This is a genomic window from Nonomuraea sp. NBC_00507 (genome assembly GCF_036013525.1).
Taxonomy (GTDB): domain Bacteria; phylum Actinomycetota; class Actinomycetes; order Streptosporangiales; family Streptosporangiaceae; genus Nonomuraea.
The window spans coordinates 3,311,420-3,325,168 of sequence record NZ_CP107853.1; the positions used below are offsets into that span (position 1 = coordinate 3,311,420).

The following is a 13,749-nucleotide window of genomic DNA, read 5'->3' on the forward strand; positions in this document are numbered from 1 at the left end:
AGGGTGCGGAAATGACAAGAAGCGAGCGGCTCGCGGAGCAGCTGGACCGGCACTGGCGCAAGAACCTCCGGCCGCGGCTGGACGGTCTTACCGATGAGGAGTACTTCTGGGAGCCGGTGCGCGGCTGCTGGAGCATCCGGCCACGTGGCACGTCGGCCGCACCGATGTCGGCAGGTTCGGGGGAGTGGACGATGGACTTCGCGTCCCCTGACCCGGTGCCGGCGCCGGTGACCACGATTGCCTGGCGGCTGGCGCACATCATCGTCTCGTGCCTGGGCTATCGGGTCGAATGGCACTTCGGCGGCCAGGACGTCGACTTCCAGACGTTCGCCTACGCGGGGACCGCTGACGAGGCGCTAAAACAGCTCGATGAGATGTATGGGAGATGGAACGCGGGGGTCCGCGAGCTCTCGGACGCTGACCTGGACAATCCGCCCACGGTGGGGCCCGAGCGGTTTCCCATGGAGGGCATCGTCCTGCACGTCAACAGGGAGCTGATCCATCACGGTGCCGAGATTTCTCTGCTGCGCGACCTCTACCGCTGGCAGGACGGAGCCGTACCGCGCCGAATATGACTTTTCGGTAACCGGCGATCGAGCTTCGGAAACTTACTGGACTCCGTGACGCTCCATGGCTGCTGCCGCCGCGAGGCTTCACGATCTTTAACCGCCCTTCTACTTGCATGTTCGAAGTTGGCGAAGCTTCAGCATGGCCTTGTGGGTGAAGTAGCTGAGGCGGACCCGGCCGCCGTGGTCGGGGCGATCAGCGACTGCAAGGCAACCGCGCCCCGACCGAGCGTGAGCAGCGGCGCCAGCGGCTGGCGGAGGAGATCGAGAAGATCTACCGCCGGTCCGGCGGCACCTATGGCTCGCCGCGCATCTTCATCGAGCTCGTCCGCGCGGGCTGGCGGATCTCGGTGAACACCGTCGCGCAGCTGATGGTCGAGCTGGGCCTGGTCGCCCGGGTGGTGCGGCGATATCACCGAGATCAACACGGGTGAGGGCAAGCTGTATCTGGCCCAGGTGCTGGATCTGTTCTCGCGCCGTGTGCTGGGCTATGCGATGGGCGCCCACCATGACGCGTCGCTGGTGGTGGCCGCGCTGCACATGGCCGCGGCGACCCGCGGCGGCGACCTGGCCGGGGTCATCATGCACAGCGGCTACACAGCGTGTGCGACTTCAAGAGCCCGATCGACTACGAACACGAATGCGGGGCAAGCTCGGCGTTCTCACGGCTCCCGGTCAGGGCAGGCTCTGAGCCTGGCCGGCTGGAGTTCGCCCGCGATCAGCTTCCCGCAACTGCCGGATGGCGAACTGCGGAAGCCCGGAGTGCCGTCGGGATCATGCGAGGAGAGGTACGAGAAGACGGCGCTGGACCTGAAACGCTCTCGAAAGTGTTCAGTCCAGAACTGGGTCCTTCGTCGTGGAGAGACCGGGAAGGCGAACGCGACGCGAAAACCGTCCTCGTCCGCCAGTCATCCGTGTGATCAGTTGTCGCTCCTGAAGATCGTCAATACCTGCAGTACCTCCAGGTAGAGCCACACCAGCGTCGTGGTGAGACCGAACGCGGCAAGCCAGGCCGCCTTCTACGGAGCACCGTTGGCGATGGCATCCTCGACCTGCGCTCTTCCTGGGGACGAGGGTGCTCGGTTTCAAGGATGCACCGGACCCTGCCACCACGGCGACCAGGCACGCTCGCCCGTGCCGGGGTCGCCGGCTGCGGCTACGCCGCCCTGATCGGTTGGCTCCCGTTCGTGGGGATCGGCCCGCTGATCGAACAGCGACCGCGAGTTGTCCCGGCGCTACACCGTCAGCGCCGTCCGCGCGCTGAACCGGGCCGCGTCCTCCGACGATGCGGTCCTGCGCACGATGGCCAACGCCGGCTTCATCTGGCTGAATCGGGGCCGGATCGACGGGGCGAGGGACACGACAGGGCGCATCCTGCACTACTGCACTCTCACGCTGGCGGAGGGGCAAGCCAACCCGGCATAGAACCGGCGTGCGGTGACGACACGACGCGACCCCACACTCCGGCACTGCCACGACACATACTCGAAGTGGAGGGGCAAAGTGGCTCTGCAGACCGGGGCGCCCGGCTCGATGCACTGTGGTCTGGCCTTGACGACGTCCGGGAGTTGCTCGGGCCGTACAACAGATCGGTGGGCTGTACGCCGACGTCCAGCCCACCGAATTGCGCGTGTCAGCCGATGGCGGTGACGGTCCAGCCGACCCCGATCTGGGAGCGGCTGCCGAAGCGACCGCTGCCATTGCCGGGATAGACCCACAGATTGCCACTGCCGTCGAGGGCGACCAGGTCAGTCTTGCCGTCACCGCTCAGATCCATGGCCGCGACCTTGAAATTGCTCCAGCCGGTCCCGGATTGGGTACGGCCGGCAAGAGTGACACCGTTCTGGCTCGTGTTGGCATAGAACCAGAGCTCGCCCGAGGGGTCGATCGCCATGACATCGGCGCGGTTGTCGCCGCTGAAATCGGCGGGGAAGATGCGGAAGTCGGTCCAGCCGCTGGTGCCGATCTGGGTCTTGCCACCCCCGTCGGGGTAGTAATACAGCGCGCCGTTGCTCTTGTTGATGCCGAACAGGTCGGCGTGCGGAGTGCTGTTGGCGTTGCCTGCGGCGTGGACGTAGTTGGCCCAGCCGGTGCCGATCTGCTTCTTGCCGCTGGAGGACAGAGATCCGCCCTGGTTGGGATACATCCACAGAACGCCGTCGGAGCCTGACATGACGACGTCGGCAAGGCCGTCGGCGTCCCAGTCAGTGACGACCCATCTCAGGGAACCCCACCCGCTGCCGATCTTTACCCTGTTGCTGACGCTGACGGTGGTCAGTCCCGAGCCGCCCTGGTTCGGATACATCCACAGGTCACCGGCTCCGTCGGTGATGATGACATCGTTACGACCGTCCCCGTCGAAGTCGTGCTTGTTCAGCGCGGGCGTGAGTGAAAGCCGGTTCCAGGTCTGGAGAGTGGACAGGACGCCCTTGAAGTGGCCGCCGAGGCTTGCGGCGCCGGTCTTGTGCGCGCCTGCGCGCAGTGCGCCGGCGGCTTTCCACTTCACCGTGTGCCTCACGCTGGCGACGTTCCGTCCGTTGACCCAGAGGATCGCGACGCCGGTGGCGGCCTTGTAGGTCACGGCGACCTGTGACCAGACACCTGCCGGAGCACTGCCCGCGGGTGCGATGGCGGTGTCCCAGACGGGACTGGCCACGTCGGATCGGCTCATGGCGAAGCGCCAGGATCCGTTCTCAGCCCAGAGTTTGAAGCCGGCGGTGTTGACGCCGTCCTGGGACAGAACGGTGCCACCGGCGGCGGGTTTGGCCCAGGCGCTGAGGCTGAAGTCGGCGTCGGTGACGACGGCGGGCCCCCTGGCTGAAAGGGTTCCGGTGGTGCCGTTGAGTTCGACGGCCGGGCTGAAGGTGTCGCCGGTCTTCCAGGTCGCGCCGGCGGTGGCGGTCAGCGGGAGGCCGGTTCCGGTGAAGGCGCTGTCGGCGCTGGCGCTGACGGCGGTGCCCGGAGTGGCTGTGGCGGGCAGGTCGGCCAGGGTCCAGGTGTGGTCGGCCACGGCGGTGGTGATGGCGTTGACCCAGGTCGCGAGATCGTCAGTGCGGGCGGCGGTGAGGGCGCTGTCGCTCCCGGCGGTGTCAGGGCATCCGGCCTGGCCCGCCTGACTGAGAACGGCTGCGATCTTGCCGCCGTTGAGGACAGGGGCACCGGCCATCCCACTGCACACCAGCGGTCCGGCCGCGGTGGATAGTGTCGTGGCGGTGGCGCCGGTGAAGGTGACCTGCGCGCTGCGCTGTTGGTCGGTCGTCCAGTCTGTGGCCGTCATGCCGGCGCGGCTGTAGCCGACGGTGGACAGCTCGACACCGGTGGGAGCGGCGGTGGCCACCGGGATCGGGGTGATCCCTTCGACCGGGGTGGTCAGCCGGGCCAGGACCACGTCGCGGCCGGCACGCGGGCTCAGCCAGTCGACCTTGACACCGGCCTTTCCGGGGAACGCGACATAGGTAGCGCTGGCCGGCGCGCCTTCGGTGAGCTGGGGCTGGTTCGGATCGGTGGCCAGGCAGCTTGCGGCGCCGAGCGCCCAGCGTGGTGCGACCAGCGTCGCGGTGCACTCGCGGCCGACGGTGGCGAGCTTGCCGACCGCCGTGTGCTCGCCGGTGCCCGGCGCGGGGCCGGTGCCGGCACGTAGGTGCAGCAGCATGGTCGGCGACGCATCCGGGTCTGCGCCCAGACCCACTTGAGTGCTGCCGTCCGGATCCACGTCGACGGTGAGCTGTTCGCCGTCGTCGCTGCGCAGCTTCGCGGTCACCTGGTGACCGGTGCCTTCACGCTGGCCGTCGCCGCGGATCTCGAACACGCCCGGAACTTCGAGGTTCAGTACGCCGGAGGATGCGGTCACCTTGAAGCAGACCCGGCCGATTCCGTCAGCGCCGATGGCCTCGTCAGTGGTCCAGACCTTCAGCAGGCCGATGTCGCCCTGTGCCGGCGTGGCGCAGTCGGCTAACAGGATGTGGCCGTCGCCGGAGATCAGCCTGACGTTCTGCGCCGCCAGGATCTCCGCCGCCCCAGGGTAGGGGTAGATGCCGTTGTCCACCAGCGATGGAGGCGAGATCGCAGATGCGCTGGCTGGCGCTGGGCCGACAGCTACCGATAAGCACGCTGTCATCGCCGCGGCGACGCCCAGCGTCACCCAGCGCGGTGATAAACCCATGATCAAAACCTCCGGTGATGAGCTGTCGCGGAAGCTTCCGATAGGCCGCTGAGGCCGACCGTGACGGTTGAAGGGGTTCACGACCCGTTCACCTTGCTTGCGCCTCTGCGGGTACGAAATGAGGCTAGTGAAGCCCGGTATGTTCCTGGTATATCCGCCGATGTCTGGTATTGCCTGGCATCTGAGCATCGTGTGACACTCCGCAGAGCTGAACGGACGGTGACCAGACTCGCTCCTTCAGCGCTCCCAGTGTGCGAGTTCGAGCGGTGACGGAGGCTGCAGTGCAGCTGAATGTGCGTGCGCGGATGTCGATACGTCGGCAGGCGGTGATCGCGGCAATCGTGGTCCTGGCTTTGCTGGCCAACCTGCTGCAGGTGATGCCGGCATATGCGGAGGTGTCGGTCGCGGCCAATCGCTCCCTCGTGGTGTCGGCCTGGCAAGAGGGCGGCCCGCAGGTTCGATTAGCGGCCGAGGCGGCGCTGCTGGGCACGGACGCTCAGGTCAGCGCGTTCCTGGCCGAGGGATGGAACCATGCCCAGCGCCTCGACCAGCGGGACAGCCTTGCGAGCATCATCAGTGACGGTGGTCCGGCGTTGCGCGCGAAGGCTCGGGCCGCCTCGGACGCGGACGCTGCGGGCGACCAGAACGCGATCCCCACCTTCCTGAACAGCGGATGGCAGGGCCCGTCGGACATCGATACGCGGGTGTCGGTGAACCAGTTGATGGCCGCCGGCGGCGATCAGGTCAAGCAGGCGGCTCAGGCCGTACTGGACTCCGGGACCACCCAGGAGCTGCAGGAGTTCCTGGCGTCCGGCTGGCAGGCGCAGTGGAACACCGACCAGCGGCTGCGGATCAACCAGGCCATGGCCACCGGTGGCCCGCAGGTCCGCGCCGCGGCCCAGAAGGCGCTCGACGCGGGCACGCCAGAAGCACAGGAGGCATTCCTCACCTACGGCTGGGCGGTGGCATCGGCGCGGGACGACGAGATCGCGACGCTGCAAGACCTGCTCGGCCAAGCGCAGGCGGCCGGCGCGCTGGCGGCGCAGGAGACCGCCAACGCCGTTGCCGAGGGTGGCCGCGCCAAGGACGCCGCAGCAGCGGCGCGCCGGTCCGCGGAGGAGGCCGCTGCCGCGACCGAGGCTGCGCGCAACAACATGGCTGAAGCGAAGGCGCAGGCCAAGCGGGCGGCGACTGCAGCGCAGAAGGCGGCTGACGCTGCTCAGGTGGCCGTTGAGGCTGCTGCGGCGGCGGTCCGGGCGGCGCGAGCAGCCGCCCATGCAGCGGCGCTGGCTGCGCAGATGGCAACGAAGGCCAATCAGTATGCCACCGCAGCTTTTCTCAAGGCTAATGAGGCGGTCCTAGATGCCTCGAAGGCGGAAGACGCACGACATGCGGCGCAGGCAGCCACCGCGATCGCGAAGGACACGAAGAGCTTCGTAGCAGTAGCAGAACAGGCAGCCAAGGCGTTCGAGGCCATGTACGGTGCTGTCGCATCCGCTACGAGCGCGGCCGAGAATGCCATGGCGGCAGCGTCCGCCAATGAGCAGGCGGTCCGGTTCGCCAACGCGGCGGGCTGGGCTGCCGAGGAGGCTGTCGAGGCGGCGGCGAGAGCGCGAGCCAACGCCGAGCGGGCCGTCCGGGCGGCACGGGCGGCGGAGAACTATCTCAGGGTAGCCGTCGATGCCGCGTACAAGGCGCGAGATGCCGCCAACCGGGCAGCAGCCAACGCCGAGGCCGCGGCAGCCGCGGCTCTTGATGCCGCGGAGCACGCCGGTGAGGCCGCAGAGGCGGCGAAACGGGCCACCGACTATGCCAACGCCGCCACCGCGGCAGCGCAACAAGCACTGGACACCGCAGCCGAGGCGGCCGCGCTGTTCGATGCGGCGCGGACCGCCGACGCCGAGCGCTTGGCGGTGGCCCGTGATGAGGGATTGGAGAACGCCCGGGCAGCCAACGTCGCGTATGAGGCGCACCGGCGCGTCGCCGACTGGGACATCGACCAAGCCGCCAAACGCGACGCCGAAACCAACAGTCTCATGGCCGTGGCGATCAACCCGACGACCGAGCGCGGCGCCGCGGTGGCGGCGGCCCGCAAGGTTGCGCTCAACTTGGCCAGCGGCCAGGGCGCCTGGACCAAGCAGGCGGCGCTTGCCGCGCTGGGCGGGGCTGACGATCTCGTGCTGGAGTTCGTCCGCACTGGCATCGCCGGTGCCGCGGCACAGGACAACCGCCTCGCGGTGATGAACCTGGCGGTGAACGAGAACGCCGCTTTGGCAGCAGCGGCCAATACGGCGCTGGCCGGCAGCGACCAGACGGTCGCGACCTTCCTGCGTACGCAGAACTATCCCGGCCGCTACAGCGCGGACCGGACGAAGGTCAACCAGATCCTGACCGCGGCCAAGGCGGCCGGTGACGTCGTGCTGGCGCAGCGGGCCCAGCAAGCCCTCGACGTCGACACGCTGCAGGCGTTGCGTGACTTCCTCGACACCGGCCAGTACACCGCGGCGACCATCGGTGAACGGGTGCTGGTCAACCAGATCCTGGCCAACCCGGACAGCGGGCCGGAATTGAAGGCGGCCGCGCAGATCGCCTTGGAGGGACCGGCCCCAGGCCTGCGGCAGTTCCTCAGCACCGGCCGGTTCACCGCAGCCGAGCGGGACTACGAAAGCGCGACTCACCTTGCTGTGGTCGCAGGTCTGCACCAAAAGATCAGTCAGGTCGCCGAGACGGCAGCGCAGGATGCTCTGAAAGCGCAGAGCGTAGCCGCCCGAGCCCGCAACGATGCCGCTCAGGCTGCGTCCTACGCTCAGCAGGCGCTCGACTCGGCGAGCCGGGCTGCCGGCTACGCGCAGAAGGCAAGCACTTATGCCAGCCAAGCTGCGGCCTCGGTGGACAAGGCCGCAGCCGCGGTCAAGACCGCCCGCGCGGCGGCCACCCGGGCCACGACCTCAGCTCGCAGCGCCATCCGGTCGGCCACTTGGGCGATCCACTCCTACCAGGTCGCCGTCAACGCCGCCAATGCGGCCTTCAAAGCGGCCAGCGTCGCCTACGAGGCAGCCCGTCGAGCCGGCGGGGATGCCGCCGGTGCCATCTCGGCGGGCAAGGAGGCTTACTCCGCCTATGAGGACGCCTATGGCGCGGCCATCTTCCAATGCGAAGTCGATTACGGTGGCGAAGAACTCGCTGGGTGGGAGGACTTGCTCGACCCCGAGGGCGAGTGGCACGAAACCTGTATCCGCAACATTATTGCGGACCCGGAAGAGCTGATCCCGCGGGCATACCTCAACTCCGGCTTCTGCGAGCTGTTGTATGCGCCAACCACCCAACTTTACGAGAACTGCATTCAGTCCGTCCTGGATCCCGCGTTCCGAGGAATGCAAAATCTCACTTATGCCGCTGAGCTGAGCGGGGCATTGATGGAATCCTGGGGATTTATACAGGGCGCGGCCCTCGCTATGTATACCTGGAGGATTCCGAATTCAAAATTCGGGAACGGCCTGAGGGACGTTCTCAAAATCGGGCTCGGAGTTTACCATCTCATCAACGGTGATAGATCGCTGGCCGAGGTGCTGTCTGACATTAGCCCGATTCCTTTCTCCCGCGAGATGATCGATCAGCTCAGCGTCGGCTCCCAGGCGCTCAAGACGGCTTACGCGGCTGCTGGAATGGGCGCGGGGGCGGTCTACCAAGTCCAAATAACGCTGAGCCGAGTCAAGGCGGTTGCCGCCGTTCCGACTGCTCAGGCGATGCTCGCCGGTGACTACTCCACCGCCATGAACACTGCTTTCTTCTGGTCGGGCCGCACCGCGACATCGTCTGGCGGGTACGTGGCGGCAGGACCTGATGCTGCCGCTGAGATAGCGCGAGGCATGGGCGGCACTACGCTCGAAGCTCTCATGGGCAGCCGCGGAATTCCGCAGGCGGAGCGGGGCTCCATTCACCCCTTGCTGGTCGAGGTATGGCAGAAGGTGATCGCCGCCTATGCCCGAGGTGTCTCAGGAGAGGTCAGAGTGGTTCTTGGAGAAGACCTGGGTCCGGGCAGCGTCTGGAAGAACATCGAGTGTCCCGCGCTCATGTCCAATCCCAACGTCACCAAGGTGACCGCGATCGACCTGACCACACGGGCGACGAGGGTGATCTCGAACTGTGATTGATTCTTAAGCGGAGTCGATCCAAAAGTCCGCACCGGCATCCTGGTCGGGGTGCCGGTGCGGAGCCGGGCGCACCCATAGTGAGCCGCCGGGACCATTCACCCCATCCTCGCGCGCTTCGAGAACATCGACCCCAGCCAGCCCGGGCGGCGCGCGATCGGCCGTTCCTTCGCCCGGCGGCTCGCCGCGGGCACCGGCCCGGGACCACGCTCCAGACCCGTTCTGCCCTTCGCCTGAGACGTCAGGAGAGGGCCGGGTCAGTCGAAGCCGTTAGGGCAGAGGAAGGTTTTGATCTTGCCCGGCGCGCTCGCGAGGAGCGTCGGCTGGTTCTCCCGCGAGCAGAAGTAACTGCCGATCGCACCGTCCACGAATCGGGTCGCGTTCCGCTTCGCGATCAGGTCGATTCCGCCGACGCTTGGGGAGTCGAGCTCGGCCGCGACCCAGTTGCCCGAGCACATCTTGCGCGCGACCACGGCGTCGTCCGGCAGGCTGCCGCCGTTCAGCGCGGCGGCCTGCCGGAGTATCGAGTCGTTGGATGCGCACGGTACGCCGGTGGCCGAGCGGGGTGCGCTTGGGCTGGCGCTCGTCTTCTTCGGTGTGGTGGGCGTCTCCTCGGCCGTCGCCCTCGCGCTGGGCGTCTCCTCGGGGGTCTCGCCCGCTGTCGTCGCCTCGTCCGGGTTCTCGCTCGTGTCCGGCTCCAGGCTCTCGGCAGGCGAGGACGAGGGAGGGGCGCTCGGGCTCTGAAGTGCTTGCGGCGAGTCACCCCGGTTCACCGCGAACACCGCGCCGACGGCCACGACCGCCGCCATGACGGCGACGGCCGGCAACAGCGGCACCATCAGGCGCTTGTCGCGTGCCGGCATCTGCATGGGGGTTGTGCCTGCCTTGAGCGCGGTGACCCGGGCAAGCAACTCGTGCGCGGCGGGCCGGGCCGCCCGATTCTTGGCGAGCGCGCTTCGTACGAGGTCGCGGACCTGGGCGGGGACCCCGGACAGGTCGGGGTCGACGCTCATGACGCGGTAGGCGAGGACGTCGGGGGCGCCGATGCCGAACGGCGGGCGCCCCGTCGCGGCGTACGCCATCAGCGCGCCCCAGGCGAAGACGTCGGCGGCTGCGTCCGCCTGGTCGCCCCGATACTGCTCGGGACTGATCCAGCCGGGCGTCCCGATCAACGCGCCAGTGCCCGTGAGGCCGCTCTCGTCGAAGGCCCGGGCGATGCCGAAGTCCAGTACCTTCGCGCCGGAGGTGGAGAGGATCACGTTCCCGGGTTTGAGGTCGCGGTGCACGATGCCGGCCCCGTGGATGTCGGTCAGCGCCTCGGCGATGTCCACACCGAACGAGAGCAGCTCATGCGGCCGCAGCGGCGCGTTGTCCTGCACGTACGTGCTGAGCGTCGGGCCGGGGACGAACTCCGTCGCCAGCCAGGGAGGAATCGCGGCGGTGTCGGAGGCCAGCACCGAGACCGTGCAACGTCCACGCACCCGCGACAGCAGATCGACCTCACGGACGAAGCGGGCGCGGAAGTGCGGGTCGGCTGATAATCCCGGATGGATCTCCTTGACCGCGACCCGCGTGCCGTCGGCCGCGATTCCCGCGTAGACCACCCCCATACCGCCGGCCCCCATCCGGCCCACGATCCGGTAGGGACCGATCGTCTCGCGCTCGTCCACCGTCAGCGGGCCGAAGCCGCCGGGGTCGCTCATCGGGGCTCCCGATCGCCGGATCATCACAACAGCAACGATCTTATTGACCGGTCCTTCAACGCGCTCGCCCTCGAGACACGGGACGGCCTGCTCGCCATCAATGCCCGGCCCATCGACGGTCGGCCGGCAATCGGCATCCGACGGCCTGGCCACGTTCCGCTTCACCACCGAAGACCACGGCGAAACGGTGTTGCAGCGGCGCATTCTCGGCGACGCCTAAGGCCCCCAGGTGTCCATCCTGACCGACACAAAGCTCACAGCAAGGAAGCTGACGACCAGCCGGCAGCGATCGATGCCGCGAAATCCCGAACCCACGTCATCCTGCTGGTCAACGACCTGCACGTCCGCGTCGTCAACGCCGTGACCAGAGAACTCTTGCGCGAGCTGACCATCGATCCCACCCGGGACTACCAACCCCAGACAAACCAGGCGAGCAGGTGGAGGGTGGCGGTGGTGATGACCGCGACGACCACGCTGATCGATCCAATCAGAGCCCACCGCAGATCACGCTTGCCGTGTTGTCACAGCAACCCTTGGATCTGATGGTGCGTGCCGAATGTAGACCTTCGGCCGAACTGTTTCGGGGCCCCGCGACCGAGCCGCGGGGCTGCCGGAAGCGGCCCGCGCGGCTCGGGTGGGCGGGTCAGCCGAGCTTGAGCAGCAGTTCGGTGAGTTCGGCCGGCATGGTGATCATGCAGTCGTGGCCCGTCTCCAGTTCCCACACCTGTGCCGGGTTGCCGTTGGGCTGTATCGGTGGGACGGGCCGCCGCTTGATGCCCTCCGGTACGCCGGCGACGCAGTGAATGTGCGTCCGCGGAATCGTGAGCACGGCCGGGTTGTCCAGCCGGACCGGTTGCCGAAGGCAGAGCACCGGCTGATCCGACAACATCGTCCTCAGCCACGCCACGTCCGCCGGGTCGGTGACCCCGAACAGGCCCAGGGGCGGCGGCAACTCCGGCATCGGCGGGATCCTCCAGCCGACCTCGGACTCCGCGGCGCGGTCGATGAGGGCTTGGGTCATGGGCTGCACGTCCACCGCGCTCTCGCCGTCCTCCGGGACCATCGCGTCGAGATAGACCAGATGGGCGATCCGATCCGGGATCCGGTTGGCGGCGGACGAGATGACCAGCCCGGCGTAGCTATGGCCCACCAGGATCACGTCGGCGAGGTCCTCCTCGCTGATCAGCCTGACGATGTCGTCGACGTGCGTGTCCAGCCCTACCTCGGGGCCGAGCAGATGCGCCTTGTCGCCGTAGCCGGTCAGCGACGGGGCGGCGACCCGATGCCCGGCCGATGCCAGCAACGGGACCACCCGCTCCCAGCATTGCCCGCTGTGCCAGGCCCCGTGTACCAACAAATATGTTGACATGGTGTAGCTCCTTGCTCACGAGGGACCATCGGCCGATTTCGCCGGCGTTCGTCCCGAAAGCGAGGTTTCCGCTCACGCGCTGACGGAGCCAGAGCCCCCGCGATCCTGGGGGTGACAGGACCCAGGCACGCACGAAGGTGCCCGAATTACAGTGGGGACATGAGCGACGAATTCAACCTTCTGGGCGATTACGTACGCGCCCGCCGGGAGCTCGTCACTCCTCAACAGGCCGGCATCCCCTCCGTGGGCGTACGGCGCGTGCCAGGCCTGCGCCGGGAGGAGGTCGCGATGCTCGCCGGCATCAGCGCCGACTACTACCTGCGCCTGGAGCAGGGCCGCGACCGCAATCCCTCCGAGCAGGTCCTGGAGTCCCTCGCCCGCGTGCTGCTGCTCGACGACGACGCCACGGCGTACCTGCTACGCCTCGGGGCGGGAAAACCCCGGCGACGAAGGCGGCGGCCCCGGAAGGAGACCGTCCCTCCGGGCGTCGCCAAGCTCATCGTCACGCTGCCGCTCCCCGCGTACGTGGAGGGCCGCTACTTCGACGTCCTCGCCGCCAACGCGCTGGCGACCGCTCTGTCGCCGCGACTCGTGGCGGGCGGCAACCGCCTGCGGGACGTGTTCCTCGACCCCGCCGAGCAGGCCCTCTACCCGGACTGGGAGGACGCCGCCCAGGGCATGGTCGCCGGCTTCCGCGAGTCCGTCGGCACCGACACGGACGACCCCCGATTCATCGAACTCGTTGGCGAGCTCTCCCTCGCCAGCCCCCGCTTCAGCAGGCTCTGGGCCCGCCACGACGTGAACACGTGCGAAGGCACACCCAAGCACATCGACCACCCCCAGGTCGGTGGCCTGTGGCTGAACCGGGAGAGACTGGGCGTCAGCGGCGCGACAGGCCAGACGCTCGTCGTCCTCCACCCGGACCCCGGCACCGACAGTGCCGACAAGCTGGCGCTCCTCGCGTCCGTCATGCGGACATGACCCCGCCCATGTTCAGCCACTCGGCCGGGTGCCCAGCCCGAGGAGATCGCAGAGGTGCTCTGCTTCCTGCGTTATCAACGCCGCGGCTGCGACCATCGCGAGGTGGTGTTGTCGCTTGTCCACCGCCGCCGGCTGGCGGAGGAGTCCCTGGTCACCCTGGCGACCGATGAGCGGCGTCCCAGGCGGAACGAGTGCCTACGCGGCCCGGCTTACGAGCGGTACGCCGCGCTACCGCGTACTCGTTCTTGATCGTTGGCCGGTTCGACCCGGTGCGCTGCTGCAGGGGCGGCTGGGTCAGCGGCCGGTCGAGCCGTCGATCAGTTCACGGAGAATGTCGGCGTGCCCGGCGTGGCGGCCGGTCTCCTCGATCATGTGGGCCAGCGTCCAGCGCATCGAGGGTGGGCGGCCGGCGGGGGAGGGGCGGGCCACCGGCGCCGTCAGGTCGGTACAGGCGTCGATGACCGCGTTCGCCCGGTCGACGGCATCGCGGTAGTCGGCCAGGACAGAGGTGACGGTCTCCTCGGGTCGCGGCTGGAATGTGCCCGGCCAGTCGGCCACCTCCTCGCCGAGGAAGTAATACCGCTCGACGTGCGCGAGATGGCGGACCAGTCCCAGCAGCGACGTGCCCGAGGGGACACCAGGGGTACGGACCTGCGGTTCCGGGATGTCCTGGGCCTTGGCGGCCACCGCGGTGCGCAGGTGGTCGAGGAAGCCGCGCAGTACGTCCTTCTCGCCGGGGCCGGTGCGCGGGGGTGGGGTGTCTCGTCGGCGGCGGGTGCGTGGGGAGGTCATGGTGGTCCTTTGATGGGTGGTGGGG

10 protein-coding genes and 1 pseudogene are annotated in these 13,749 nt (G+C 68.2%); 6 read left to right on the forward strand and 5 right to left on the reverse strand.

Annotated features, from left to right (window positions below; all coding sequences use genetic code 11):
* Positions 1–11: 11 nt before the first annotated feature.
* The 3 genes from OHA25_RS16695 to OHA25_RS61380 all read left to right on the forward strand — a co-directional run bounded on the left by OHA25_RS16695 (position 12) and on the right by OHA25_RS61380 (position 1,535).
* Complete coding sequence (locus tag OHA25_RS16695; protein ID WP_327588485.1) at positions 12–575, forward strand: DinB family protein; 564 nt, start codon at positions 12–14, stop codon at positions 573–575.
* Positions 576–817: 242 nt separating this feature from the next.
* Complete coding sequence (locus OHA25_RS61375) at positions 818–1,000, forward strand: IS3 family transposase (protein WP_442942190.1); 183 nt, start codon at positions 818–820, stop codon at positions 998–1,000.
* A complete protein-coding gene (locus OHA25_RS61380; protein ID WP_442942191.1) occupies positions 978–1,535 on the forward strand; it encodes a DDE-type integrase/transposase/recombinase in 558 nt (185 codons plus the stop codon). Before OHA25_RS61375 ends, OHA25_RS61380 begins: the two co-directional genes overlap by 23 nt.
* Here OHA25_RS61380 and OHA25_RS16700 read toward each other — a convergent pair.
* Positions 1,508–1,573, reverse strand: a pseudogene (locus OHA25_RS16700) (Bax inhibitor-1/YccA family membrane protein); the annotation flags it as partial. The gene OHA25_RS61380 and the pseudogene OHA25_RS16700 overlap by 28 nt on opposite strands.
* Before the next feature lie 217 nt (positions 1,574–1,790).
* On the opposite strand from OHA25_RS16700, the gene OHA25_RS16705 reads away from it, so the two are divergent.
* A complete protein-coding gene (locus OHA25_RS16705; RefSeq protein WP_327588486.1) occupies positions 1,791–1,991 on the forward strand; it encodes a hypothetical protein in 201 nt (66 codons plus the stop codon).
* A 208-nt stretch (positions 1,992–2,199) separates the two neighbouring features.
* On the opposite strand, the gene OHA25_RS16710 is transcribed toward OHA25_RS16705, so the two are convergent.
* Positions 2,200–4,611 carry an FG-GAP-like repeat-containing protein gene (locus OHA25_RS16710; protein WP_327588487.1) on the reverse strand — a complete coding sequence of 804 codons (2,412 nt, stop codon included), beginning with the start codon at positions 4,609–4,611 and terminating at the stop codon, positions 2,200–2,202.
* Positions 4,612–5,009: 398 nt separating this feature from the next.
* Here OHA25_RS16710 and OHA25_RS16715 point away from each other — a divergent pair, with 398 nt between their 5' ends.
* The gene (locus OHA25_RS16715; RefSeq protein ID WP_327588488.1) at positions 5,010–8,882 is read left to right on the forward strand and encodes an ALF repeat-containing protein; all 3,873 of its coding nucleotides are present in this window, start codon (positions 5,010–5,012) and stop codon (positions 8,880–8,882) included.
* A 254-nt stretch (positions 8,883–9,136) separates the two neighbouring features.
* Here OHA25_RS16715 and OHA25_RS16720 read toward each other — a convergent pair whose 3' ends face one another.
* Both OHA25_RS16720 and OHA25_RS16725 read right to left on the reverse strand, forming a co-directional pair.
* Entirely contained in the window at positions 9,137–10,747 is a 1,611-nt protein-coding gene (locus OHA25_RS16720; protein ID WP_327588489.1) for a serine/threonine-protein kinase, read from the reverse strand.
* Positions 10,748–11,225: 478 nt separating this feature from the next.
* A complete protein-coding gene (locus OHA25_RS16725; protein ID WP_327588490.1) occupies positions 11,226–11,951 on the reverse strand; it encodes an alpha/beta fold hydrolase in 726 nt (241 codons plus the stop codon).
* Positions 11,952–12,110: 159 nt separating this feature from the next.
* Here OHA25_RS16725 and OHA25_RS16730 point away from each other — a divergent pair, with 159 nt between their 5' ends.
* Entirely contained in the window at positions 12,111–12,932 is an 822-nt protein-coding gene (locus OHA25_RS16730) for a helix-turn-helix transcriptional regulator (protein ID WP_327588491.1), read from the forward strand.
* A 294-nt stretch (positions 12,933–13,226) separates the two neighbouring features.
* On the opposite strand, the gene OHA25_RS16735 is transcribed toward OHA25_RS16730, so the two are convergent.
* On the reverse strand, positions 13,227–13,724 hold the full coding sequence (locus OHA25_RS16735) for a DinB family protein (RefSeq protein WP_327588492.1): 498 nt from the start codon (positions 13,722–13,724) through the stop codon (positions 13,227–13,229).
* Positions 13,725–13,749 lie beyond the last annotated feature (25 nt).

Excerpts from the sequence above, each read along its gene's own strand:
- OHA25_RS16695 (WP_327588485.1), top strand. The coding sequence starts at position 12 with ATGACAAGAAGCGAGCGGCTCGCGGAGCAGCTGGACCGGCACTGGCGC.
- OHA25_RS16725 (WP_327588490.1), bottom strand. The coding sequence starts at position 11,951 with ATGTCAACATATTTGTTGGTACACGGGGCCTGGCACAGCGGGCAATGC.
- OHA25_RS16730 (WP_327588491.1), top strand. The coding sequence starts at position 12,111 with ATGAGCGACGAATTCAACCTTCTGGGCGATTACGTACGCGCCCGCCGG.
- OHA25_RS16735 (WP_327588492.1), bottom strand. The coding sequence starts at position 13,724 with ATGACCTCCCCACGCACCCGCCGCCGACGAGACACCCCACCCCCGCGC.